Raw genomic sequence first — 23390 nt, 5'->3', positions numbered from 1 at the left:
CGGGTAGTCGACGCCGATCGAACGAAGTGGGGTGTGGCGTGGCCAATCTCGTCCTGGCGGCCAACAAGGCGATGCCGAAGATCGACGGGTCGATCAAGGACAAAGTCTGCGACTTCTTCGACAAGCTGCGCGCTGACGACACCGCACTCGGCCTGCACATCGAGCCGCTGCGCGGAGCCCTCGACGCCCGTGTCCGTACCGGACGGGTCGACCTGAACTATCGGGCCGTCATGTTCCGTGTCGACGACCGCTTCGGCGAGCCGACCTACATCTACCTAGGCACGTGGAAACACGACGTCGCCAACAAACTTGCCGAGAAGGCGATGTTGCGCGTCAACCCGATCAATGGCGTCCTCGAAGGCATTGTCAGCCAGCTCGACGGAGGCGGAAAGCGGCCAGACGTTCCCCGTCCGTCCGGCCGGGCAGCGGCACAGCCGACGCTCGGTTACCTGGCCGGCGCGGGCTACACCCTCGAACAACTCACCGATCGTCTCGGCCTCGACACGGACCTGGCCGCTGAAGTGCTCAGCGCCCAGGATCAGGATGGAGTGTTCGCCGTGGCGCAGACGGCCGAGGTCGCCTGGCAACAGAACGCGATCCTCGAACTGGCCGTGGGGCGTTCCATCGACGACATCCGTGATGCCTTGGACTTCGCAGAGCCGTATCCGGAACCGGCTCTCGACGAAAACGAGCAGATCCTGGCCGCCCTGACCCATCCGGCCAGCAGGATGCAGTTCACCCTGGTCGACGACAACGACGAGCTGCGCCGAGTGATCGAAGGCGGTGATTTCACAGCCTGGCGAACCTTCCTGCATCCGAGCCAGCGCCGGTTCGTGGAGCAGGACCAGCGCGGCGCCTTCCGCTTGTCCGGTGGCGCGGGAACAGGTAAGACCATTGTCGCCTTACATCGTGCACGTCACCTCGCCCAGCAGAATCCCGGCGCACGGATCGTGCTGACGACCTTCAACAAGACCCTCGCGCAGGGGCTTCGCGACAGTCTCCTCGCCCTGGATCCGACGATCACGCTCGCCGGCCGGCCCGGTGAGCGCGGCGTTTACGTCACCGGTATCGATAGGCTCGCAGCCGCTCATCTCCGGAGCACCACCGATCTCGACTCGGCCTATCGCATTGTGTTCGGCGCCGACACGCCGGCCCGCTCGGACCAGGCAGTTTCGCCCGATATCGGTTGGGCGGAAGCAATCTCATCAGCTGAGCACAACCTCGACCGCCGTCTCGCGCAGACCTCGTTCCTGTCGACCGAATACGTCAACGTGGTGCTCGGCAACCAGGTGACCACCCAGGCGGAGTACCTGAAGGTTCCGCGAGCTGGCCGCGGTGTCCGGCTCAGCCGTCCCCAGCGAATTGCGGTGTGGCAGATGATCACTCGATACCGGAAGCTGGGCCGAGTCGCTGGTCGTTTGAGTTTTCCAGAGGTGCTTGCACTCGCTGCGGCAGATCTACAGTGGCGCGCCGAATCCACCGGGCAGCGCGTTGCCGACCATGTGATCGTCGATGAGGCGCAGGATCTGCATGCCACGCACTGGACGCTGCTGCGCGCCCTCGTAGCGGAAGGTCGCAACGACTTGTTCATCGCCGAGGACTCCCACCAGCGCATCTACGGTCAGCCTGTGGTGCTCAGCAGGCTCGGAATCAATATCCGCGGGGGCCGCAACGGCAAGCTCACCCACAATTACCGCACCACAGCTCAGAATCTGCACTTCGCTGTCAGCATTCTCGAAGGAACGACCTACCACGACCTCGAGGAGGGCGAGGAATCCACCGCCGGCTACACCTCCGCACGTCTGGGGCCTGCCCCGGCACTGATCCGTTGCGATTCCACCGCCGACGAACTGCAGGCCATCACCGACCAGGTCACGGCCTGGATCAATGAGGACGGTATCGGTCCGGGTGAAATCGCGGTACTCGCCCGCAGCGCTCGAGAACGGGACTTCCTGGTGCGGACGCTAGGCGAGCGTGGTGTAGCCGCAGAGGTTCTCAGCGACGCGCTGCCGTCCGGGAGCCAGGTGATGGTGCTGACGATGCACCGTTCCAAGGGAATGGAATTCCGGTGCGTGGTGCTCGCTGGCGTCGACCAGGAGCATGTGCCATCACAACACAGGGTGCGCATTGTGCCTGCGGAGGAACGCGACGAGGCCGAGCGGCGCGAACGATCTCTCCTTTACGTCGCGGCCAGCCGCGCGCGTGACCAGCTGGTGGTGACCTGGAGTGGGCACGTATCAAAGCTGCTGGCATGACACGAATCGCATCACCCAGGCCGGATTCGTCTGATTCCCGTTCTGAACCTTGATCTTCAACTATGTTGGACAACAAGGTATTTGAGCCCGCGTGCCGGGGCAGCCTCCGGCCGTGTAGATCGGGGGATCATGGCGAACATTCATCGTGAGCGGGTTGCCCGCTGGGCCGAACGCGCCCTGTCCGAGCAGCGACAGCTGACCTCCGCACAGCGCCGCTTTCTCGCCGGTCTGCTGACCGTGCGCGGCTGGCATCTTCTGGTGGAGCGTGGTACGCCGCGCTCGGATCGAGCAGCCGCGTTCGCAGTGGGACGGACCGGCGTCTTCGCGCTCGTCTTCGCAGAGTCGGTGCTGGACTCGGCCACCATCGGGAAGATTCGCAAAAATGCCGAAGAGTCGTTCGCCCGTCTCGCTCTCGGCGGCACCCAGTTCGTTCCGTACTCCGTCGAGTTGGTTCTGTTGGTGCCCGACGCGAAGCACTTCCTCGCCGACGGTCGCTTCCTCGTCGCCGACGAAGCCGGGTTCGTCGGCATGCTGGTACGCGGTGATCAGCGAATGCGCGCCCAGCGCGCTGACGAACTCGCGGCGACCGCCGCGGCGAAACTGTCATCACACCAGTGGCTACGGGCCGATGATGCTCCCGAATCCGAATCCGTCGACGCAGGAGGCCTGTTCGACGAAGTCGACCTTCGCTCCGACGCTCGCGATGTCGCGCTGGCCCGGCCGTTCGGCGACTGGATGACCTTTCTCGACCCGGATCAGCTCTCCCTCGTGCATGCCACATTCAGCGGTCCGGCGAGATTCAGCGGGCCGGCCGGGACAGGAAAGTCGGTCGTAGCACTACATCGCATGGCACATTTCGCCAAGCGCAATCCGGGCAGGCTCCTGTTCACTACTTTCGTCAAGACGCTGCCCTCCTACCACGAACTGGGATTTCGGCGCCTTGCTCCATACGCGGCGGATCGCGCCAAGTTCACAGGCCTGCATGCCTGGACAACCGCCTTCCTACGCAGCCGTGGGATCGACTTCAATCTCGATGAGGGCGCGATCAATACGGCGCTGGCCAAGGCATGGCAGGGTGCACGGGACGTTTTGGACCGTGTCGAAGGCACGGACCACGGTTACTGGACGGACGAGATCGATCGGGTGATCAAAGGCCGTGGGATTTCCGAACCGGACAGGTACAAGACGGTCAAACGTACCGGCCGCGAGGGGATCAGCCTGCATTCGAATAAGCGCAAGTATGTCTGGGAACACTGGTACACGCCCTACCAGCAGGGCCTCGAAGCGCGGGGCGCGCACGACTTCAACGACGTCATCGCGCTAGCCGTCGACGAGCTGAAGCAGCGGCCCCTCGACAACACCGAGGATTTCGCAATGGTGGTCGTGGACGAGGTACAGGACTTCACACTTCGGCAGCTGGAGCTGGTGCATCAGATAGCCGGCGGCGACATCGATGCACAGTTGCTTCTGGTCGGCGACGGACAACAACAGGTCTACGCCGGTGGTTGCACCCTCTCCGAAGCAGGCATCCCTCTCGCCGGTGGCCGTGGCCGAGTGCTTCGCAAGAACTACCGCAATAGGCAAGCTGTTCTGCGATATTCGCAACGGATCGAAGCGGGCAACACCGTGGACGACCTCGACGGCGGAGCCGGTGTCATCCTCCGCGACAGCGAATCCACGCTGCCCGGCGGGCAAGCGCTCGACGTACGCGTCCGACGTCGTGACATCGACCTAGCGCTCCCCCAAGCGATCCGTGACGCATCACTACCTTCCAGCTGCGAGATCGCGGTGATCGTCAACTGGCCCAAGGAGGCAAGCCGCTATCTACAAGTCCTGCGCCGCGCGGGTTTCCCGGCGATCTCGCTGGAACATTACGATGGCAGCCAGGTCGGTCCGATCAAGGTCGGCACGGTTCGGCGCGCCAAAGGGATGGACTTCGCCGCGGTCTTCCACATCACCGAAGAGCCGCCCGCCGATCCGGAACAGCTCTCCGGGGGCGACAGGGATCGCGCCAATATGCTCGCCAGACAACTTCTCGTCGCCACAAGCCGCCCTCGTGACTACCTGTGGGTCGCCTATCTGACCGATTGATCCGGAAGTTTCGGCGACCGATCGGCCCGCCCGAGATAGCCGAGGACCTACCTCGGCGGTTCGATCGCCCCCGCCGTCAACCCCGTTCCGATCAGCTCCGCCGCTCGCTGCGCCGCATCAGCCGTCCGCGCCGCCGCCACACGCAACAGGTGCAGCCGACGGAACGCCGCGGCATATGGCTTCTGATCTTCGAGCCGCAGAATCGGAATCCGCAAGCGGGTGGGGTCGATCCGGATGGTCGTCGCGCCGAACATCGCCGCCGAGTTGTCGGGGCTGCCGATGAAACCGGCGAAGAACCAGGGGTCCAATCTCGTGGGATCGGCACGAAAAACGATCACGCCTACTCCGGGAACTGCCCCCACGTCGGCGCCTTCCGCCACCCGAGCACCGGGTGCGGCGCCATGATCGTCGCGAAAACGCGAGACCAGGATGTCGCCCTCGTGGATCACCTCGGTGGAGGCGTGGACGCCGGGGCCGGTAAGACCGGACGGTCCCCGGCCGGCGAGCAGGTCACGACCGGAAAGTACCGGGCGCTGAGGTGAACCCACGGCCTGATCTTCTGCCGCCAGTGGGACCAGGTGGACCGCGCCACCTCGTTCGAGGTCACCGACAGTGGCCGTCCGCAGGGTGAGGTTGCCACCCGGCGACCAGAGCTCGACCGTCTTGGCAGCAGTGCGGAGTTCAGCCAGGTGGCGGCCGAGGAGCTCGATGGCGGCGTGGGCGGAAGCAGCGACACTGTCAGGGTCGACGGCGGCGCGGACTCGACGGGCCGGAGTGAGGTCGATGTCGTCGTCGAGGACGTCCATGGCACGAACCACGGCGGTGAATCCGGCAATTGCGGCGGCTTCCATCTCACCGTGGTCGAAGGCACGCCAAGTGTCGGTCACTCGCTCGGCCAAGGCTTGCCAATCCGATTGGCTTCCCCCGGAGTCGAGGACTTTAGCGGCGTCGGTGAACAGAACGAACTCGGTCGTAGCCGCGGAATCTGGGCGACGGAGCACCCAGATCTGCAGACCTACCTGTTTAGGTGTCGACGCCCCGGGCGGGAGCGCGATGACAGCGCGCAGCGCATTTGCGCGTAACAGTTCCATCCGGATCCGTCGCCCGGATGTGCGCGAAGCCACGGCCGGCGGCAGCAGAACGATCGCTGTGCCGCCGGGGTGGACGTGAGAAAGGGCATGTTGGACCCAAGCCAGTTCGGATTCGCCCCGCGGGGGGACCGAGTACTCCCACCGGAGGTCGAGGGCCAGTTGATCGGCCCCCCAATCACGTTGCGTATATGGGGGGTTCGACAAGACCGCGTCAAACTGCTCTCCCGGGAACGCATCGGCCAGGAGACTGTCGCCGGTGCGGATATCGACACCGGCACCAGGAAGCTCCGCATGCAACAAGGCGGCCGAGCGGGCAGCTTGGACGGCCAGCACGTCCTGTCCCGCCAGGGTTGAGGCACCGATCCGCGCAGCCTCGGTCAGGAGGGTGCCGCTGCCGCAGGCAGGATCGAGAATGCTCTGAGGTTTGGACGAGGAAGCGGCCGCCAGAAGGTCGGCCATCAACGCGGCGACGCGCAGCTCCGTTGGATAGACGCCAGTGCTCGGCTCCGCATCCAGCCCACGTTCGGCGAGCACATCCAACGTCGCCTTGATCCCAGCCTCCGCGACGACATCATGTATCGCAGCATGCACCGCCGTGCCATCGGCAACATCCCGATCGCTAACGACTTTCATCAATGCGGGCACTTCGCTGGGATCCACCTCGGCGCGGAGAACCGCACGCAACCGTTGGACAGGCGACTCGGCGGACCTTACCCCGTGGCCGCGTAGCCATTCCTGCACCTCACCGAGGTGGAACAGCGGCCGAGATTCGGTTCCTCCGGACACTGGCGATGGGAAGTCGGCATGCCGACGCCGCCAGTTGCTGACGGTCGCACGGGTGACGCCGGCCAGCCGGGCGATCTCAGCCGCCGCGACGGTGGGCGTTGAGTCCGACATGAGCCTCCTTTCGGCCTACCACTACTCGGGGGAAGGTTGTAGCTCAAGATAACACGATGTCAATTGACAATGTTTTCAACAAAACTGCAGGCAGTCGCCTGTCGCCACGCACCGTACATTTGAGGACTATGTCAATCACTTTTGCGCCCGACATCTAGATCTAACTTCATCGCATCGTCGGCGTATCAATGTCGATTACAGAGAAACCAAAGACTCTGCCCCCAAACCAGCGCCGTTCCCGCCCTCGCTTGGCACGAGTTCCCGGTCCCGCCCGGTTTCATCGAAGATCCCAAGAAGGCGCAGACGCTGAACGTCACGCTCTCCCTGGTCGAGTCTGAAGCGCTCAGTCGGACTGACTCGCTGATCCTGATCAGGCAAACGGCAGGTGAGATGCGCTGATTGCCATGAGTGCGAACACATCCCACTCGAGTTGGGGGTGCCTGCCCCGACAGTTCAGCGATTGGTGTTCAGATTCCGTGCCGATGGCGAGGCTGGACTGGTTCCGCAGCAGGGCGCGGACGGCAAGGCGGTTGGCTCGCTCACCGATTAGCGCTGGACCGAGACCGCGCGGGAGGTAATGGCCGAGTATGCCGATCAGTCGCGGCCATCACGAACGATGGTGATCGTTGCTTTCGGACCGAGTAGTTCGGCTTGCTCGCATTCTGCGATGATCACGAATGACTAGTGGCCGTCTGGTCCCGCCGGGATAGGGTGGCGACCTCAACGATCAGGGGGTTTCGATGATGAGAAGAAGTTTCGCAGCTGGTTGCCTGGTGGTGAGTACGACGACGCTGGTCGCCTGTGCTGGTAGTTCCACCGATCAGGGTGCGAACACAGTGGTTTCGGCGACGGCCTCGCCCGCGACGTCTGCCGGGGCGACGGCCTCCGTGAAGGTGAACGTTCCACCGGCGCCAGTGCAGACCGGCGCCCAACAGGTTCGGTTCGATCCGTGTGTGCGTGTGGGCGACGACGTGGTGACCCGGGCTGGATTCGACCCGGCGACTCGCGAAAGATCCACAGCCGAAATCGTTTCCAGCCTTTTCACGGAAATCGGCTGCCAATTCTGGCGTGAGGCACTTGTCGATGGCGAGAAGTACCCCACCGGCTTGGCGACGGTGACGTCGAGCGACTTGACTCTTGACGACATCCGGAAGAACCCGGGCAACAGCATATTCGACTCCGACCCGATCGGCGGGCGCGAGGCCGTGCTGTACCAAACTCCGCAGGTTGACGGCGCTTGCTCGGCGTCGATCAAATCATCCGACGGGACTTTCACGGTTGGCCTGCATGTGCACCCTGGACCGGTTGCCGTGCCGCCGGCATGTGACCAGATCCGCCAGATCGCCGGGACCTTCAGCGAATCACTCGGCACCAACTAGTACCTTCATTTGACGGACCCTGCCCGCACCCATACAGTCCGGAGGCGCGAGTCTGTCGGTGGGGCAACGATGTTCGGCTTCACTTCGGTGAAAAGTACGGAGTTAGGGGATCAAACGGATGGCCGAGACATTCGCGGCGAATCCCAGCGAAATTGCTGGTCTGAGTAGTCTTGTCACCTCGATAGCTGGGGACGCCCTGCTGGCGTCCAGCTTCGTGGCGAAGGAGGGGAAGGCGGCGGAATGGCTCCACGGGCCGATCATCGACACGCTGGTGGCCCCTATCAATGACGCGGCTGACTGGATGTCTCAGCGCCACGCGGTGCTCGCGAATACCACCCTGGGCACCGGTATCGAGCTAAATAAGGCCGCCTGGATGTATCACAGCCAGGATCAGAAGTCTTACGCCGAGCTGAACGCACATACCGAATCGAATCTCCCGGTTGATGACAGCACCGAAGAGATCGGCGTGACCGCGCAATACGCCGGTGCCGCCACTTACCCGAAGCCGGAGTCTTTCAAACTCGAAGCGCCGGCGGCGAACAAAGAGGAGCTCGCCGGTCTCATCGCCGACGTTTTCCCAGTGCTCGGCAGGGTGAACGAGTCCATCAAGAGCATCACTCGCGCGGCGGGAACCGAATACGATCCGCTGGTAACGTGCTTGGAGCCGATTCCGGGGAACTGGTCCGAGATCCGCAGGCTCGGTGAGGTTTATAAGGCAGCTGGCAACGGGCTCGAGGCATGCGGTAAGAATCTCGAATCCGGCGTGAAGCGAATCGACGGTAGCACGGACGGCAAACCCAATTGGGACGGTAGAGCTTCCGTATCCTTCAGCGAGTGGGCGACCAAGCAAGCCGCGGCAATGAAATGGGAAGGCCCAGTTGGCCGGATCGTCAGTGACTGTGCGGGCAAGGTTGCCGACGAGATCAGGGACGGCATCAAATCCATCCTTGAAGGCCTGTGGGGGATGCTCAACAAGTATGTCGACTTCGACGACATCAAGGGCGCTCTCAAGTCTGTCGCCAATATCTTGTCCGCGGCCGTACCGGGTCTCGGAGCTGCCCGCATCGCCAAGCTGGTCTATGACATCGGTGTGCTCATCAATGCCGCCATCAAGGTGGTCAGCAAGATCAAAGAGCTTGCCGATGCATTCAAGAAGCTCCTCGATATCATCAAGGATCCGGTAGGCCAGTTGAAGGAGAAGGGGAAACAGAAACTGGATGAGGCCATCGCGCCGGTCACCAAGAAAATTGACGACGCGACCCGTAAGGCGGCCCTCGCCAAGGATATCGAAACAATTTCCCATTACGGCGACACCGTGGATCGCCCGACACAATCGTATGACGCCGGGTCCGGCACCGCACCGTGGGAGAACGCGTCATGACGCGACCACAATGGGGCAGCATGTGGGAGCCTGATCTCGACCCTGAGGTGGAGGCGATCGCCCGGAAGGTCATGGACGCGGTCGACAATCTACGCACCGCCACCATCCGCTTGGCCAACATAGACATTGACGAACTGTTCGACGGTCCCACCGAGGTAACCGAGGAATTCATCTCGATGGTCGCCGGTATGGACACAGCGTCACCGGCGCTGAAGGCATACGCCGAACGAGTCGGTAACGGTGAATGCCGTTGGTGCGACATCGAAACGCTCGCCCGCCCGGTGCCACCGGAAGTCGCCGAGATGAAGAGCTCGCCGCTGTTCACCTGGACGTGGACCCCGGAACCCCCGCAAGCGCCAACACCGCCTCCTGCCCCCTCATGGCCGCCCACCCAGACCCCCACTCGCCGTCCGCGACCAGGCGAAACCGTCGTCGGCCCCAGCGATTGGCCGGACGACTTCGAGGACTACCCCGATGAGCGGCGCTGGCGCTGAGACGCAGCGTGCCGTGACTTCGCGTTCCTGAGGTGCCGTTACAGTCGGTGGCTCACTGCCGGTTGCTCGAGGAGTTGGTATGGGGCGGTCCCAGAAAATGATCGGCCCGATGTCGCTGGTGTGGACGCTGGGTGTCGCGATAGCGGCGGCGGCCTTCATGACGGGCGTGCTGAGCCTGGGTGCCGCGATAGTCCGGTGGACCGGTTCGCAACTCACCATGGCGCTGTATCTTCCGGTGAGCATATTGCTGGGCATGGGTGCGTGGATGCTCGTGCTAGCCGCCGCATGGCGGCTGCGCCGGAATTACCTGCGGCGGGCCGGGATCGCGGTGTCCGCGGTGGTGGTCGAGTCGGATCTACGATACAAACACCGCTCGGGGACGCTCAGCTACGATTTGTGGCAGGTGCGGGTCGAAGTTCAGTTCCCGCACCCGGACTCGGGTGCGGATGCCCGCGTTGCGAAGCAGTACCTCTACCCTCAATTCCGCGAGGTCAAAGCGCGAGCACTGGCCGAGCGGCTGAGCGTCGGCTCCTCGGTTCCCGTTGTGGTCCACAAGAATTCCGCATTGTTCGACATTCCCAAACGGCCCGTCTGGACCGATATCTGGTGACCGTCACCGACTTCGGTTGGGCCCCATAGAACCCGGCGGTCAGCCCGTTGCACGGGCCGCCCGCCCTGCAGCGGCGCACAGTAAGGTGTTCCTGTAATCCACACGGGAGGGGAAATTCTTGATTGTGCAGTACCGCAATGTGATTCGGGGTCGGCGTGGATGAGTTCAGCGTCGACCTGCCCAGTATTGCCGGATTCGGTTTGGATCTCCAGGAGCTGGTAACGAACTTTTCGTCGAACGCCTCGACCCAGCTGTCGGGGCTGGTACTCCCCTCGGGGACAACGGGGCTGCTGGCCACGCTGACTTCAGCATTGGATGGCTTTCACAGCGCGCTGTCCGGAGCACACCAACGTGACGTGACCACGCTGAACGCCCTGGTCACAGATCTTTCCACCGCCAAGAGTGGCTATCGAGCCACCGATGATGCGTACGCGGATTCGATATCGGCGGGCACCTCGGACGTGACAGGAGGCGCAGGAACGTCCGGTCGATCGGGCGATCTACGAGGCGTCACCCGGTACAGCGGTCTGCAACTTCCCAACCTGCCGCATGTCGAGGACGGTACATACACAATCCGGCGGGTGGTTACCTCAGCGATCGATCTGATCTCCGCCTACGACGACCCCTGGAGCCAGGTCGTCGGTATCAAGCCCGCGGCGGACTATCTGTCCTCGCTGGTATCGGATTGGGAAGCGCTGCAAGCCATCGGTAAGCGGATCGGGCTTCTCGGAATCAACGACTACGTCACCTCGCAGAACATCTCCGGCGGAACCACGTGGTTACGCAGGGTCTGGACGGGAGGTGCCGCGCAGAGCTTCGAATCGAGCGCGGGCGGCATCGGACGATCGGTCGACGAACGCAGCAATGGCGTCGAGACGGTGTCGAAGATCGTGGAAAACGGCGGCGCACTCCTCGAACGCCTCGTGTACAACCAGGCGATCGGAATCAGCGGCGCGATCGCCAAGCCCATCAATGCACTCGGCTTCACCATGCCATTGGGAGTGTGGGCACTGCGGATCAACGATCCCATGAACGAAACGCTCAGATCCCAGATCACTTCGGCGGTCAATTCCTTGAAGCAGACGGCCGAATCCACGAAGACCTCGATCGCCACAGCTGTCGGCCAGATTTCCAAGGCGCTCAACTATTACCCCGGACAGGCGGCTCCCACCTACAACGCAACGGATTTCGAGATCCCTGCCAAAGTGGTAGTTGATATGGGCAATGTGAAGTATGGATTCGGCAACAATACCTGGTGGGAGCACAGTATCGATTCCACCGCATCCTCGGTCTGATTGCTTCAGAAAAACCTAATGTGCGCGATCCGAATATCCGCATCGCGCTCATCGACTATGACGGTACGGAGCATCCCGATTCCAGTCGGTGATTGGAACATATCCTGAGCTTTCTCGACATTCGGCGACGACGCCAAATCGGGCCCGGCGATCGTCGTCTCATGAGAGGCCAGGTACAGCTTCTCGAAAGTAGCCGTGAAATGAGACGCCTCCAACATCGAGCGGAACTCGTCCGGCGACATCTCCACGGCCAACTCGTATGTCTTATGGCGCACGATCTCCCTTCGCACCATGAGGACCTTCCCATTCACAGGCAGCGTCCAACCGCCGAATTCCGTGGCTTCCCGCACCAGTTCCGGACTGGTCGACGTCTCGACATCCGGCGCTATCGCACGATCGACGGCGCTCGAGCATCCAGCCAAGGTCAGTGAAACCAGCGCCAGCATCCCGGAAAGCAGCACGCGCAGCGTCATCCCCGGACCCGCCATCGAACGCCGCTCACCGGGTCGGGTCGGCGCGGGTGTCTTTGCGATTTTCCGGCCCCTGCAGGTCGATTGAGCCATTGGTGGGCACTACCCCCTCATAGAGTTTTTCGATCGATGAACCGTACTGCTCGAATTCCTGCGCCAACCCGGCGGTATGCAACGCACCCAACTGGAGGTCGGTGACGTTGACTCCAGCGATTTTGGTCGACTTTTGGCCATCCCAGTTGTAGCGGTCATGCAGATGAATCGCGTAGTAGACCGTGACACGAGGCTGTGCGCCGTTGTCCGGACGATGAACCGTGACCACCCCGCTGGCGGCAACGTGCATCGATCCTATCGCCAGAAACCAGTCCCGCTGGCTCGAAGAATCGAATGTATAGCCATCCCACCCCGACTGGAAGGGAATCGAATTCTCATAGCTGTTCGATACCGCCGCTTGGTCGGCGATTTTCAGGATTGACCTGGCGACGATATCTTCGGCGAACCGCTTCAATGTGGAATCATCATTCAGGATCTGGTCCGGATCAAGAATCAAATCGGTGCCGGAGTTATCGAGATAGTGACGCAGATGTTTCGATGCGTGAGTCAACCCTTGGGCATCCGCAGCGATTACCGCAGCAGTTGCCGCCTCCGCGAATGCAATATCGTCTGCGCGGCTGTACCACGGCTGCGAACCATGCGGAGCCTGTCCCGAGTCATCCGGTAGCGGCGTCGGCATACCCGGAATTTGTGGCGCCATCGAAAATCTCTCCCCCAGTCGATAGAGCATCTCGCCACCTTCAACCCTACCCATGAGGAAGTTCACGAAACAACCAGTGCCCGACCATCTTCCGCAGAGCGAACCCGAACGCGTGCGTGACGGCAGCGGCAGGCTCCCGAGTATTTCCGAGCCGACGCGCTGGCACCCGACTTCCTGAACCAAACGACGGCTTCACCCGCTGTACAGAGTCATTGGGCGAAGCTGTACGGAGGCTGCTCATCTCAGCGGCGGCAACGTCGGCGTGCGGTATTCGAAATTGGGGGGCGCCCCCGGGTGCTGGTTTCGACGGAGCGGCAAGGAACTGTCCGACTACGCCGTAAGGCCGACAAGGTCGACCGCAACAGGCACGCTGAGTACGAACTCAGCCGACCGGAGCATTCCACTGCGGGTTCGCGCCCAGCCTATTTCGTGTGCTGGACCCGCGCGCTCGCGTACAGACAGATAGCTGCTGCTGCGGCGAGATTCAGACTCTCGGCACGGCCGTGGATCGGGATTCGCACACGATGATCCGCACGCGCGGCGACGGCAGGGTCAAGACCGTGCGCCTCATTACCGAACAGCCAAGCCACCGGACCGGCTAACAATTCGTCAGCCTCGTCCAAATCGACCTCCCCCTTGGCTGCGGTCGCCAACACCGTAATGCCCGCGGCCGCAACGGCATCGAGCACCTCGCCGATATCGCGATGCCGTGCGATCGGCACATGGAACAGACTGCCCGCACTCGCGCGAACGCATTTGCCGTTGTGCGGATCGACCGCATCCCCCGCCAGCACAACACCATTCGCGCCCACCGCATCGGCGACTCGAATGAGAGTCCCCGCATTGCCGGGTTCGGCGATCTCCACCGGAACGGCGAGCAGCGTCGGCCGCTCAGCCAATACGTCCGCCAGCGGCACGTCAATGTGATCGCACACCGCGACAAGCCCTGGCGCCGTGACGGTTTCACCGAGGTGTTCGGCGGCACGCTCGCTCACCAGTGTGGTGCGCACGCCCGCGGCGGCGGCCCCGGCGATCAGCGGATTCTCCCGCGTAGCGGCGTGCATCGAATAGAACAGCTCACGCACCCGACCGGTTTCCAGCGCCGCCGCAACGGAATTCGCGCCTTCGGCCAGAAACTGCCCGGTCTTGCGGCGCTGCGCGGCGCGCTGGAGCTTGACAGCGGAAACGACCCGCGGATTGTGCTCGGAGAGCGCGTCCACGGGTCGTTCCGAATGCTGTGTCGTCACGCAGTTGCGGATCAGGCGGCGGGTGCGTTGACGTCCTGCGGGAGAGCGGCCTTGGCGACGGCGACCAGACCGGCGAACGCCTCGGCGTCGGAGACGGCGAGCTCGGCGAGGATCTTGCGGTCTACCTCGACACCGGCGACCTTGAGGCCCTGGATGAAGCGGTTGTAGGTGATGTCGTTCAGGCGCGCCGCGGCGTTGATGCGGGCGATCCAGAGCTTGCGGAAGTCACCCTTGCGCGCCCGGCGGTCCCGGTAGGCGTAGGTGAGCGAGTGCAGCTGCTGCTCCTTGGCCTTGCGGTACAGGCGCGAGCGCTGGCCGCGGTAGCCCTTGGAGGCCTCGAGAACGGAACGGCGCTTCTTCTGCGCGTTGACGGCCCTTTTGACGCGTGCCATGGGTCAGTCCTTTGTCGATCTAGGGGGCGCATGCGTGGCGCCCGGATGTTTGTCGGTGGTCGGCGTCCGGAATCCCGGTCGCGCGGGGCTGGCCTGAAAGTCTCAGAGACCCAGGAGGCGCTTGACGCGAGGGACGTCAACGGACGCGACGGCCTCCGTGCCGTCCAGACGACGAGTCCGGCGGGTGGACTTGTGCTCGAGCAGGTGGCGACGGTTCGCCTGCTGACGCAGCAGCTTGCCACGGCCCGAAACCTTGAATCGCTTCGAGGCGCCGCTGTGGCTCTTCATCTTCGGCATGGATTCCTCTATCTGTCTCGTACCGGTGGTCCGCGTCGGACCACCGGTTCTCTGATCGGTATTACTGCGGTTCGGCCGGCGCGACCTGTTCGGCGGCCGGTGCGCCCGCAGCAGGTGCGGGAGCGGCAGGCGCTTCGGTGGCGGCGGGACGCGGTGCCCGCGAATCCTCCTGCGCCTTCACCCGCGTCTTCGCACCCTTATGCGGCGCGAGGACCATGGTCATATTGCGACCGTCCTGCTTGGCGGAGGTCTCGACGAAACCCAATTCGGCGACGTCGGAGGCCAGACGCTGCAGCAGCCGGAAGCCCAATTCGGGGCGCGACTGCTCACGACCGCGGAACATGATCGTCACCTTGACCTTCGAGCCGGCCTCGAGGAAGCGAACAACGTTGCGCTTCTTGGTCTCGTAGTCGTGGTCGTCGATCTTGGGACGGAGCTTCTGCTCCTTGATAACGGTCTGCACCTGGTTCTTGCGAGACTCGCGCGCCTTCTGCGCCGTCTCGTATTTGAACTTGCCGTAGTCCATGATCTTGCAGACCGGTGGACGGGCATCCGGCGCGACCTCGACCAAGTCGAGATCCGCCTCGAGGGCGACGCGTAGTGCATCTTCAACACGCACGATCCCAACCTGTTCACCACCTGGTCCGATGAGTCGGACCTCAGGAACGCGGATGCGATCGTTGATGCGGGTCTCAGTGCTGATGGGGCCTCCTAGGTCAAGCGGTGTCGTCAGACGACCGCACGCAATAACGGCAACCCCTTTTCAACACAAAAGCCCCGGTGCGGTATTCCGCCACGGGGCCCGAGTCGACCGGCCTTCGACCACGAGCAAGCTCGCGTCGACCTTGTCCGATGATCCCGTGAGAGATCCCCGCACAAGAAACCCGCCTCGAAAGGACGGGGGACCGGACCGTTTAACCAGTACGATCGCTCGTCGGCAACGGTGGGAGTCGGGCTCCACTTATTGGCCCCGAGCAAGCCCGGGGCGGTCGTCAGCGGAAAGTCTAACATTCCCACTCGCTATCGCCGAATCGCCCCGCCCCGGCGACCGCGCCCGACTACCACGATGCCATCCTCGTGCGTATGAGTGAGCCCGACCCGACCGACGTCCGCGAGCTGGCCGAGATCCCTGCGGTCGAGATCATCAGCCGCGCCGCGATGATGCTGATGAGCGCGGCGGCGGAGAAGCTCGGGCTCGCCGACGAGGATCCGGACAACAGTCCACGCCGCGATCTGGACGAAGCTCGTCGTCTGATCACCGCGCTCGCCGGGCTGGTCACATCGTCCATCGAGTACTTCGGCCCGCATGCCGGTCCCTACCGCGACGGCCTGAAGTCGCTGCAACTCGCCTTCCGCGAGGCCTCGGCACATCCGGATGAGCCGGGCAAGGGTCCGGGCGAGAAGTACACCGGCCCGGTCTACGCGTAGTAACTCCTTGAAATTTTGCCCAGCGGGAAACATTGCCCGCCGGGCAATTTTCGTCGTACTCTGGTGTCATGCCAGATGAGCAAGTCCTCGGCCTTCGTGAGCGCAAGAAGCTCGACACCCGCAAGGCACTCAGCAATGCGACGCTCGAGCTGGCATTCGAACACGGACTGGCCAATATCACTAGAGAGGACATAGCCGCCCGCGCGGGCGTATCGGTCCGGACCTTCAACAACTACTTCACCGGTAAGCACGAGGCGCTGGCCTACCGGCAGACCGAGCGGATCCAGCGCAGTCTGATCGCACTGCGAAACCGGCCCGCGGACGAGCCGCTGTGGATCGCGATCACCTCGGCGGTCCTCGAACCACTCGAAGCTGACGGCGCCGGAGACCACCCGCCGACCGCGCGCCAACTGGCGGTCATTCGCGAATTGCTCGAGGCACCCGAGACCCGAACCGCGGTGTCCAAGGCGGTATCCGACGACTGGATCGAGGCGATCGCGGCACGCACCGGAACCGACGCGGCCCGCGATCTGTATCCACGTCTCGTCGTCGGCGCGATCGGCGCGATCTACCAGGCCGCTACCGCGACCTATGTGTACGCGGATCCGCCGGTATTGCTCACCACACTGCTACGACAAGCCATCGACGAGGTAGCCGCGGGACTTCCCGCGCCTTCCGTCGGCGACTGACTCACCGCACACTCACTTTCAAAGGCAACAAGAGGTGTATTTGTCATGCCCGAAAGCTCTTTCGACGTAGTCATTTCCGGTGCCGGGCCGAACGGGCTAATGCTCGCCTGCGAACTCGCACTGGTCGGCGTGCGTCCCATCGTGCTGGAGAAACTGAGCGAGCCCAGCGCCGAGCCGAAGGCGAACGGCCTTGTCGGCCAGGTGATTCGGCTGCTGGATATGCGGGGCCTATACCACGAATTCGGCGGCGCGCCAGGCGCTCCGCAGCCCGTGCCCGGCTATATGTTCAGTGGGATGCCGGTGTCATTCGCCGAAGTTGCGAACAATCCGATGTACGCGCTGCTGCTCCCCCAGCCGAAACTGGTTCGCCTGTTGGAGAAAAGGGCACGCGAACTCGGTATCGAAATCCGTTGGGGCCATGAGCTGACCGATCTGGTCCAGCAGGACGGGAGCGTGACCGTCACAGTGACGGGCCCCGACCGCGAGTACGACCTGACCACCACATACTTGGTCGCGGCTGACGGCGGCAAGAGCTTCGTCCGCAAACACACCGGAATCGAATTCCCCGGCAGCACAAACGCATCGAAGTTGGTCCGGATGGCACATGTGAGCCTGCCGGAGGAACTGCGAACCGGAGACGGCGGCATCCTGATTCCCGGCCTCGGGCGACTTCCCTTCGGACATAACCGACTCGAACGTGGCATGTTCATCTTCGCAGAGCTCGAACCCGGCCGCCCGTTGGTCGCGACCATGGAGTTCGACGGCGATCCGGTACTGGAGGACACGCCGATGACGCTCGACGAACTGCGCGCAAGCCTGCGGAGGGTGCTCGGTGTCGACCTGCCGATCGCGCCACCGCCTGGATCCGGCCCGCACGCCTTGCGCCGGAACGAAGGCCAGAACACTCGACTGGCCGAACGCTATCGCGACGGAAATGTGTTCCTGCTCGGCGATTCCGCCCACGTGCACTCGGCGATGGGCGGCCCCGGCCTCAACCTCGGTTTGCAGGACGCGGCCAATCTCGGTTGGAAGCTCGCCGCACAGGTGAACGGTTGGGCACCCGTGGGACTGCTGGACACCTATCACTCCGAGCGATACCCGGTCGGCGAGCGCGTAATGATGCACTCACTGTCCCAGCTCGCACTGATGGCGCCCGGTCCGGAGGTCACCGCGCTGCGCGAGTTCATGGGCGAACTACTCAAAGCACCTGAAAGCGCTGGACATATCGCACATCTGCTCGCAGGATCCGATATCCGCTACGACATCGGCGATCCGCACCCACTGTCCGGACGGATGGTCCCGGACCTCACCCTCGAAACCTCGGACGGCCGAACGCGTATCGCCGATCTGCTGCACTCGGCACGAGCTGTACTGGTCCAATTGACCGAGAACAGCGGATTCGCCGATATCGCGGGCGACTGGAACGACCGCGTCGACACCGTGATCGCGACCTGTCCGGACGCGCCCGCTGACGCGCTACTCATCCGACCGGACGGATATGTGGCCTGGGCAGGTGAAGTCGGTAGCGAAGATGACCGACTCCGGAACGCATTGACGCGGTGGTTCGGCCCAGCTCGAAGCTCGTGGGCACGCCGATGTGGCCCGCCCGGAATCACGGAGATGCCACCCGGGTGGGCCGCAAGCGACGCGGGGCAATCCGTGCCGCCGTTGCCGGTCGATCTCACGGGGCAATCCCAGTCGACCCGAAGTAGTTCATCTTGTGAACAATGAAACGCTTTGTGCGCGTGGCCATCTCGGTGACCCAAGACATATTGCTGCGGATTTGCGTTCCGCCGGGTTCGGCATGCGATGCTCACTGAATGGCACGGATACTTCTGATCCCCGGATTCTGGCTCGGCGCGTGGGCATGGGACGACGTCGCGGCCGATCTGCGCGACCGGGGTGACGATGTGTTGGCGCTGACCCTGCCCGGACTCGACCCGGACGATGACGACCGGCTCGGCGCGACCCTGGAAATGCAGGCGCAGGCCCTCCTCGATGAAATCGCACCGGATGAAGCGGTGGTGGTCGTCGCACACTCGGGCGGTGCGGCGGCCGCCTATCTCGCCACCGATATCGCCCCAGAACGCTTCAGCCGCGGCATTTATGTCGACGCCGCTCCGCTACCGAATGGCTTCATCCTCAATACCGCACTGGATGCGACCGTTCGCGAACTCGCGCTGCCGGATTGGGATCAGTTGGAGGCCGACGGCAATAGCCTCACCGGGCTCGACGAGGTGTCCCTGGCCCGGTTCCGCGAGCGTGCCGTTTCCGAACCCGCCGGAGTCGCCGCCGCTCCCCTGCGACTGAGCGATTCCCCGGCGCGCCTTGCCATCCCGACGACGGTGATCTGCAACAGCATCACCGCGGACCTGGTCGAACAACTACGTGACGCGGGTCAGGAACCACTGTTCGCCGAGTTGGCCAAGATCGACGCCGAATACATCGATCTACCCACCGGCCATTGGCCGATGTGGTCCCGATACAAGGAACTCGCCGAACTGATCCACACCGTCGCGAACCGCTCGGGCTAGTAGTCTCCTAGCCGGGATTGGTGGCGGGTCGGTACCGGAGGTTGACCACCGAGGTTGGGTCGCCCGCACCGACATGGCGTAGGCGGATCGGCACACCGCCCGGATTGTCATACAGCCGAATGCCCTCGCCGAGCAGGATCGGTGCGACGTGCAGGTCGATCTCGTCGATAAACCCGAGTTCGAGCAGCTGACGGCCGATGCTCGGCGAGAACACTTCCAGATTCTTGCCGCCCGCCGCCGCCAGCCCGACGCGCACCGCCTCGACCGGGTCACCGTTCAGGAAGGTCACTCCGTCGGTAGGCGTCGCATCCTCGGGATGATGCGTGAGGATGAAAATCGGCCCCTCCCAGGCACCGCCATAGGGGCGACTGCCATCGATGACGTCCCAGCCATCGCGACCTGCGAGCACCGCGCCCGTGGTCTCGACGTACTCCGCGACCAGTCCCGGGCGGAACGAAAAGCCGGTCATCCAATCCATCGCATGGTGCGGACCAGCCACGAATCCGTCCAGCGACATAGTGAAGTGCCACAGCACCTTCCCACCCGCGACCTGCGGCTCGATGTCGATCATCTGGAACCTCCGAAGATCTGATTGCATCTTGCAATCGGTAGCGCTCACGATAAGTCTTCCGATGGCAGATTGCAACCAGTTCGCCGGTAGACGCACGCATCAACCAGGCTCGCATTAACAACACGACTGGTCAGTTCGATTCCATAACATGACCACCGCAAAAGCACCGGCGCTATGACCGGCATGCCACCGACCTGGCAGCGTCCGAGCGTCTGGGCTCTGTTCGGCAGTTTCTTCGCCGTGCTCGCGATAGGTTTCCTGGCAGGCGCGGGCCCGTCGATCCTCATGCATGCGACTGCGGCAGCTTTCGCTCTCTTCTGGCTGGTCGCTTGGCTGGAGGACAAGCGCGCAGCACGTCGACCCAAGAACTGAACCGCACCCGTTGCCTCAGCGTCGACACCGAGTAGCCGATATCGGGCGAGACAACGGGTGCGCGGGCGAGATCAGCGCAGGGCGGCGGCTTTTCGGGCGGCGCGCTTCGCGGCGGTCGGGTTGGGTGCCGGAATCTTTGTCGTCGCCGGCTTTGCTGTCGACGAGTTGTTCGCCGCCGCTTTGGTGGTGGCCTTTTTGGCCGGGGCCTTCTTCGCCGCCTTTTTGGCGGGAGCCTTGGGCTCGGTCGCGGCGGGTAGGGCCAGGACTTCCTTCAAGAACTGACCGGTGTAGCTGGGTACTACTTCGGCAACGTCTTCCGGAGTGCCCTCGGCGACCACCGTGCCGCCGCCGGAGCCGCCCTCGGGCCCCATATCGACGACCCAGTCGGAGGTCTTGATGACATCCAGATTGTGTTCGATGACGATGACCGTATTGCCCTTGTCCACCAGGCCATTGATGACGAGCAGCAGTTTGCGGATGTCCTCGAAATGCAGACCGGTTGTCGGCTCGTCGAGGATGTAGACGGTGCGTCCGGTGGAGCGCTTCTGCAGTTCCGCCGCCAATTTCACGCGCTGCGCCTCACCACCGGAGAGGGTCGGTGCGCTCTGGCCGAGGCGCACATAGCCCAGCCCCACGTCGACCAGCGTCTTGAGGTAGCGGTGGATCGAGGTGACCGGCTCGAAGAACCCTGCGGCCTCCTCGATCGACATATCGAGTACCTCGGCAATGGTCTTGCCCTTGTAGTGCACCTCGAGTGTCTCCCGGTTGTACCGGGCACCGTGGCACACCTCGCACGGCACATACACATCCGGCAGGAAGTTCATCTCGATCTTCAAAGTGCCGTCACCCGAGCATGCTTCGCAGCGGCCGCCCTTGACATTGAACGAGAATCGACCGGGCTGGTAGCCGCGCACCTTCGCCTCGGTGGTGGCCGCGAACAGCGTCCGGATCTTGTCGAATACGCCGGTATAGGTCGCCGGATTCGAGCGTGGCGTCCGGCCGATCGGCGACTGGTCCACCTGCACGAGCTTGTCCAGATGATCGAGACCATTGATCCGGGTGTGCCGACCCGGCACCTGCCGCGCACCGTTCAGCTTATTCGCGAGCACGGTCGCCAGAATGTCGTTGACCAGCGTGGACTTACCGGAGCCGGAAACACCGGTCACCGCGGTGAGCACGCCCAGTGGGAAGCTGACGTCGATATTGCGCAGGTTGTGCTCATTGGCACCGACCACAGTGAGCTGGCGCTTCTTGCTGACCGGCCGCCGCACCATCGGCACCTCGATGCGCTCGCGGCCGGAAAGGTATGCGCCGGTCAGCGATTTCGGGTCGGTAAGCAGTTCTTGATATGGACCGCTGTGCACGACCTCGCCGCCGTGCTCACCGGCCAGTGGACCGATATCGACCACCCAGTCCGAGGCCCGAATGGTGTCCTCGTCGTGTTCGACCACGATCAGCGTATTGCCGAGATTCCGCAGCCGCGTGAGGGTTTCGATGAGTCGCCGGTTGTCGCGCTGGTGCAGACCGATCGACGGTTCGTCCAGCACATACAGCACTCCGACGAGTCCGGATCCGATCTGGGTCGCCAACCGGATGCGCTGCGCCTCACCACCGGACAGCGTCGCCGCGGCCCGCGACAGACTCAGATACTCCAGTCCGACATCCAGCAGGAACCCGAGCCGCGCCTGCACTTCCTTGAGCACCTGCCCGGCGATGGCGGTCTCCCGCTCCCCCAGCGTCAAGGAATTCAGGAATGCCGAGCAATCACCGATGGACAATTCGCTCACATCGGCGATCGACTTCTTCACACCGTTCGAAGCGATGGTGACGGCCAGAATTTCCGGACGCAGCCGAGCACCGTTGCACACCGGGCACGGCACATCCCGCATGTACCCGTCGTAATGCTCCTTCATCTGCTCGGATTCGGTGCTCTCCATGCGCCGCTGCAGGAACGGCATCACGCCCTCGAAATCGGCGTAATACGAACGCTTGCGGCCGTACCGGTTGGTGTAGGAGACGTGTACCTGATCGGAACTGCCCTCGAGCACCGCCTTGCGTGCCTTCAGCGGCAGCTCCTGCCATGGCGTATCCATGGAGAAGCCGATGGATTCGGCCAGACCCGACAGCAGCCGGGTGAAGTATTCGGCGGTCTGCCCGCGCGACCACGGTGCGATCGCCCCCGCGGCCAGGCTCAATTCGGGATCGGGCACCACCAGATCCGGATCGACCTCCTTGCGGATGCCGAGACCGGTGCAGTCCGGGCAGGCACCATAGGGCGAGTTGAACGAGAAGGAGCGCGGTTCGAGATCCTCGATATCGAGGGGGTGACCATTGGGGCAGGCCAGGCGTTCGGAGAAGCGGCGCTCTCGATCATGGGCGTGCTCGTCGCGGTCGACGAAGTCCAGCACCACGATGCCGTCGGCCAACCGCAACGCGGTCTCGATCGAATCGGTAAGGCGCTGTTTGGAACTCGGCTTCACCTGCAGGCGGTCCACCACGACCTCGACGTCGTGCTTCTCCTGCTTCTTCAGCTTCGGCGGATCGGTGAGCGGATACACCACGCCGTCGACTCGGACGCGCGAATAGCCCTGGGAGTTCAACTGGTCGAACAGATCGACGAATTCGCCCTTGCGAGTGCGCACCACCGGCGCCAGCACCTGGAATTTGATGCCCTCCTCCATGGCGAGCACCTGGTCCACTATCTGCTGCGGAGTCTGCTTGGCGATCAGTTCACCGCAGACCGGGCAGTGCGGGGTGCCCGCGCGCGCATACAGCAGACGCAGGTAGTCGTAGACCTCGGTGATGGTGCCGACCGTCGACCGGGGGTTGCGGTTGGTCGACTTCTGGTCGATCGAAACGGCAGGCGAAAGTCCCTCGATGAAGTCGACGTCCGGCTTGTCCATTTGCCCGAGGAACTGGCGCGCGTAGGCCGACAGCGATTCGACATAGCGACGCTGCCCCTCGGCGAAGATCGTGTCGAAGGCGAGGCTGGATTTGCCTGAACCGGATAGACCGGTGAACACGATAAGACTGTCGCGGGGCAGATCGAGGTCGATGCTCTTGAGATTGTGCTCGCGAGCTCCGCGCACAGTGAGGCGTTCCGCCACCAGGTGTCCCTTCTCGATCGTGTCGATCCAACAGAC

21 protein-coding genes are annotated in these 23390 nt (G+C 63.3%); 12 read left to right on the top strand and 9 right to left on the bottom strand.

Features of this window, described 5'->3' with window-relative positions; all coding sequences use genetic code 11:
* Positions 1 to 38: 38 nt before the first annotated feature.
* Together ACIBJI_RS26590 and ACIBJI_RS26585 are read left to right on the top strand one after the other, a co-directional pair.
* Complete coding sequence (locus ACIBJI_RS26590; RefSeq protein ID WP_397086337.1) at positions 39 to 2255, top strand: 3'-5' exonuclease; 2217 nt, start codon at positions 39 to 41, stop codon at positions 2253 to 2255.
* Positions 2256 to 2384: 129 nt separating this feature from the next.
* Positions 2385 to 4346, top strand: coding sequence for a UvrD-helicase domain-containing protein (locus ACIBJI_RS26585; protein ID WP_397086335.1), 1962 nt, complete (start codon positions 2385 to 2387; stop codon positions 4344 to 4346).
* 47 nt (positions 4347 to 4393) lie between these two features.
* Here ACIBJI_RS26585 and ACIBJI_RS26580 read toward each other — a convergent pair whose 3' ends face one another.
* Positions 4394 to 6334: an N-6 DNA methylase gene (locus ACIBJI_RS26580; RefSeq protein ID WP_397086333.1), complete on the bottom strand. Its 1941-nt coding sequence runs from the start codon at positions 6332 to 6334 to the stop codon at positions 4394 to 4396.
* A gap of 740 nt (positions 6335 to 7074) precedes the next feature.
* On the opposite strand from ACIBJI_RS26580, the gene ACIBJI_RS26575 reads away from it, so the two are divergent.
* From ACIBJI_RS26575 to ACIBJI_RS26555, 5 genes are all read left to right on the top strand, one after another.
* Complete coding sequence (locus ACIBJI_RS26575; RefSeq protein ID WP_397086331.1) at positions 7075 to 7713, top strand: DUF3558 domain-containing protein; 639 nt, start codon at positions 7075 to 7077, stop codon at positions 7711 to 7713.
* A 118-nt stretch (positions 7714 to 7831) separates the two neighbouring features.
* Complete coding sequence (locus tag ACIBJI_RS26570) at positions 7832 to 9094, top strand: hypothetical protein (RefSeq protein WP_397086329.1); 1263 nt, start codon at positions 7832 to 7834, stop codon at positions 9092 to 9094.
* Positions 9091 to 9588 carry a hypothetical protein gene (locus ACIBJI_RS26565; protein ID WP_397086328.1) on the top strand — a complete coding sequence of 166 codons (498 nt, stop codon included), beginning with the start codon at positions 9091 to 9093 and terminating at the stop codon, positions 9586 to 9588. Before ACIBJI_RS26570 ends, ACIBJI_RS26565 begins: the two co-directional genes overlap by 4 nt.
* A 79-nt stretch (positions 9589 to 9667) precedes the next feature.
* On the top strand, positions 9668 to 10198 hold the full coding sequence (locus ACIBJI_RS26560; protein ID WP_397086326.1) for a hypothetical protein: 531 nt from the start codon (positions 9668 to 9670) through the stop codon (positions 10196 to 10198).
* Between the two features lie 155 nt (positions 10199 to 10353).
* Positions 10354 to 11493: a hypothetical protein gene (locus ACIBJI_RS26555; RefSeq protein ID WP_397086324.1), complete on the top strand. Its 1140-nt coding sequence runs from the start codon at positions 10354 to 10356 to the stop codon at positions 11491 to 11493.
* A gap of 5 nt (positions 11494 to 11498) precedes the next feature.
* On the opposite strand, the gene ACIBJI_RS26550 is transcribed toward ACIBJI_RS26555, so the two are convergent.
* The 6 genes from ACIBJI_RS26550 to infC form a co-directional block, all read right to left on the bottom strand.
* The gene (locus ACIBJI_RS26550) at positions 11499 to 11966 is read right to left on the bottom strand and encodes a hypothetical protein (protein ID WP_364352396.1); all 468 of its coding nucleotides are present in this window, start codon (positions 11964 to 11966) and stop codon (positions 11499 to 11501) included.
* Between the two features lie 25 nt (positions 11967 to 11991).
* Positions 11992 to 12783, bottom strand: coding sequence for a hypothetical protein (locus ACIBJI_RS26545; RefSeq protein ID WP_397086322.1), 792 nt, complete (start codon positions 12781 to 12783; stop codon positions 11992 to 11994).
* A 356-nt stretch (positions 12784 to 13139) separates the two neighbouring features.
* Positions 13140 to 13937 (bottom strand): TrmH family RNA methyltransferase, encoded by a 798-nt coding sequence (locus ACIBJI_RS26540; protein ID WP_397086320.1) that lies wholly within the window; start codon positions 13935 to 13937, stop codon positions 13140 to 13142.
* Positions 13938 to 13975: 38 nt separating this feature from the next.
* Positions 13976 to 14356, bottom strand: coding sequence for a 50S ribosomal protein L20 (gene rplT / locus ACIBJI_RS26535; protein WP_364352405.1), 381 nt, complete (start codon positions 14354 to 14356; stop codon positions 13976 to 13978).
* 102 nt (positions 14357 to 14458) lie between these two features.
* A complete protein-coding gene (gene rpmI / locus ACIBJI_RS26530; protein WP_040689021.1) occupies positions 14459 to 14653 on the bottom strand; it encodes a 50S ribosomal protein L35 in 195 nt (64 codons plus the stop codon).
* Between the two features lie 61 nt (positions 14654 to 14714).
* Positions 14715 to 15401, bottom strand: a complete 687-nt coding sequence (gene infC, locus ACIBJI_RS26525; RefSeq protein ID WP_364352521.1) for a translation initiation factor IF-3 — start codon at positions 15399 to 15401, stop codon at positions 14715 to 14717.
* 335 nt (positions 15402 to 15736) lie between these two features.
* Between infC and ACIBJI_RS26520 the strand changes: the two genes are divergently transcribed.
* The 4 genes from ACIBJI_RS26520 to ACIBJI_RS26505 all read left to right on the top strand — a co-directional run bounded on the left by ACIBJI_RS26520 (position 15737) and on the right by ACIBJI_RS26505 (position 19304).
* Positions 15737 to 16081 (top strand): DUF1844 domain-containing protein, encoded by a 345-nt coding sequence (locus tag ACIBJI_RS26520; protein WP_364352409.1) that lies wholly within the window; start codon positions 15737 to 15739, stop codon positions 16079 to 16081.
* Between the two features lie 68 nt (positions 16082 to 16149).
* Positions 16150 to 16770: a TetR/AcrR family transcriptional regulator gene (locus ACIBJI_RS26515; RefSeq protein ID WP_396959751.1), complete on the top strand. Its 621-nt coding sequence runs from the start codon at positions 16150 to 16152 to the stop codon at positions 16768 to 16770.
* 45 nt (positions 16771 to 16815) lie between these two features.
* On the top strand, positions 16816 to 18501 hold the full coding sequence (locus ACIBJI_RS26510) for an FAD-dependent monooxygenase (RefSeq protein WP_397086318.1): 1686 nt from the start codon (positions 16816 to 16818) through the stop codon (positions 18499 to 18501).
* Between the two features lie 89 nt (positions 18502 to 18590).
* Positions 18591 to 19304, top strand: a complete 714-nt coding sequence (locus ACIBJI_RS26505; RefSeq protein WP_397086316.1) for an alpha/beta fold hydrolase — start codon at positions 18591 to 18593, stop codon at positions 19302 to 19304.
* 7 nt (positions 19305 to 19311) lie between these two features.
* Here ACIBJI_RS26505 and ACIBJI_RS26500 read toward each other — a convergent pair whose 3' ends face one another.
* Positions 19312 to 19875 (bottom strand): dihydrofolate reductase family protein, encoded by a 564-nt coding sequence (locus tag ACIBJI_RS26500; protein WP_364352421.1) that lies wholly within the window; start codon positions 19873 to 19875, stop codon positions 19312 to 19314.
* Positions 19876 to 20049: 174 nt separating this feature from the next.
* Here ACIBJI_RS26500 and ACIBJI_RS26495 point away from each other — a divergent pair, with 174 nt between their 5' ends.
* Complete coding sequence (locus ACIBJI_RS26495) at positions 20050 to 20247, top strand: hypothetical protein (RefSeq protein ID WP_364352424.1); 198 nt, start codon at positions 20050 to 20052, stop codon at positions 20245 to 20247.
* A gap of 71 nt (positions 20248 to 20318) precedes the next feature.
* Here the strand turns inward: ACIBJI_RS26495 and uvrA are convergent, their stop codons facing one another.
* The gene (gene uvrA, locus ACIBJI_RS26490; RefSeq protein ID WP_364352427.1) at positions 20319 to 23354 is read right to left on the bottom strand and encodes an excinuclease ABC subunit UvrA; all 3036 of its coding nucleotides are present in this window, start codon (positions 23352 to 23354) and stop codon (positions 20319 to 20321) included.
* Between the last annotated feature and the right edge of the window lie 36 nt (positions 23355 to 23390).

The sequence above is a fragment of the Nocardia sp. NPDC050408 genome, from assembly GCF_044458905.1.
Classification (GTDB): domain Bacteria; phylum Actinomycetota; class Actinomycetes; order Mycobacteriales; family Mycobacteriaceae; genus Nocardia.
Note: the sequence above shows the minus strand (reverse complement) of the source record. Positions and strands in the feature narration are given on the sequence as shown.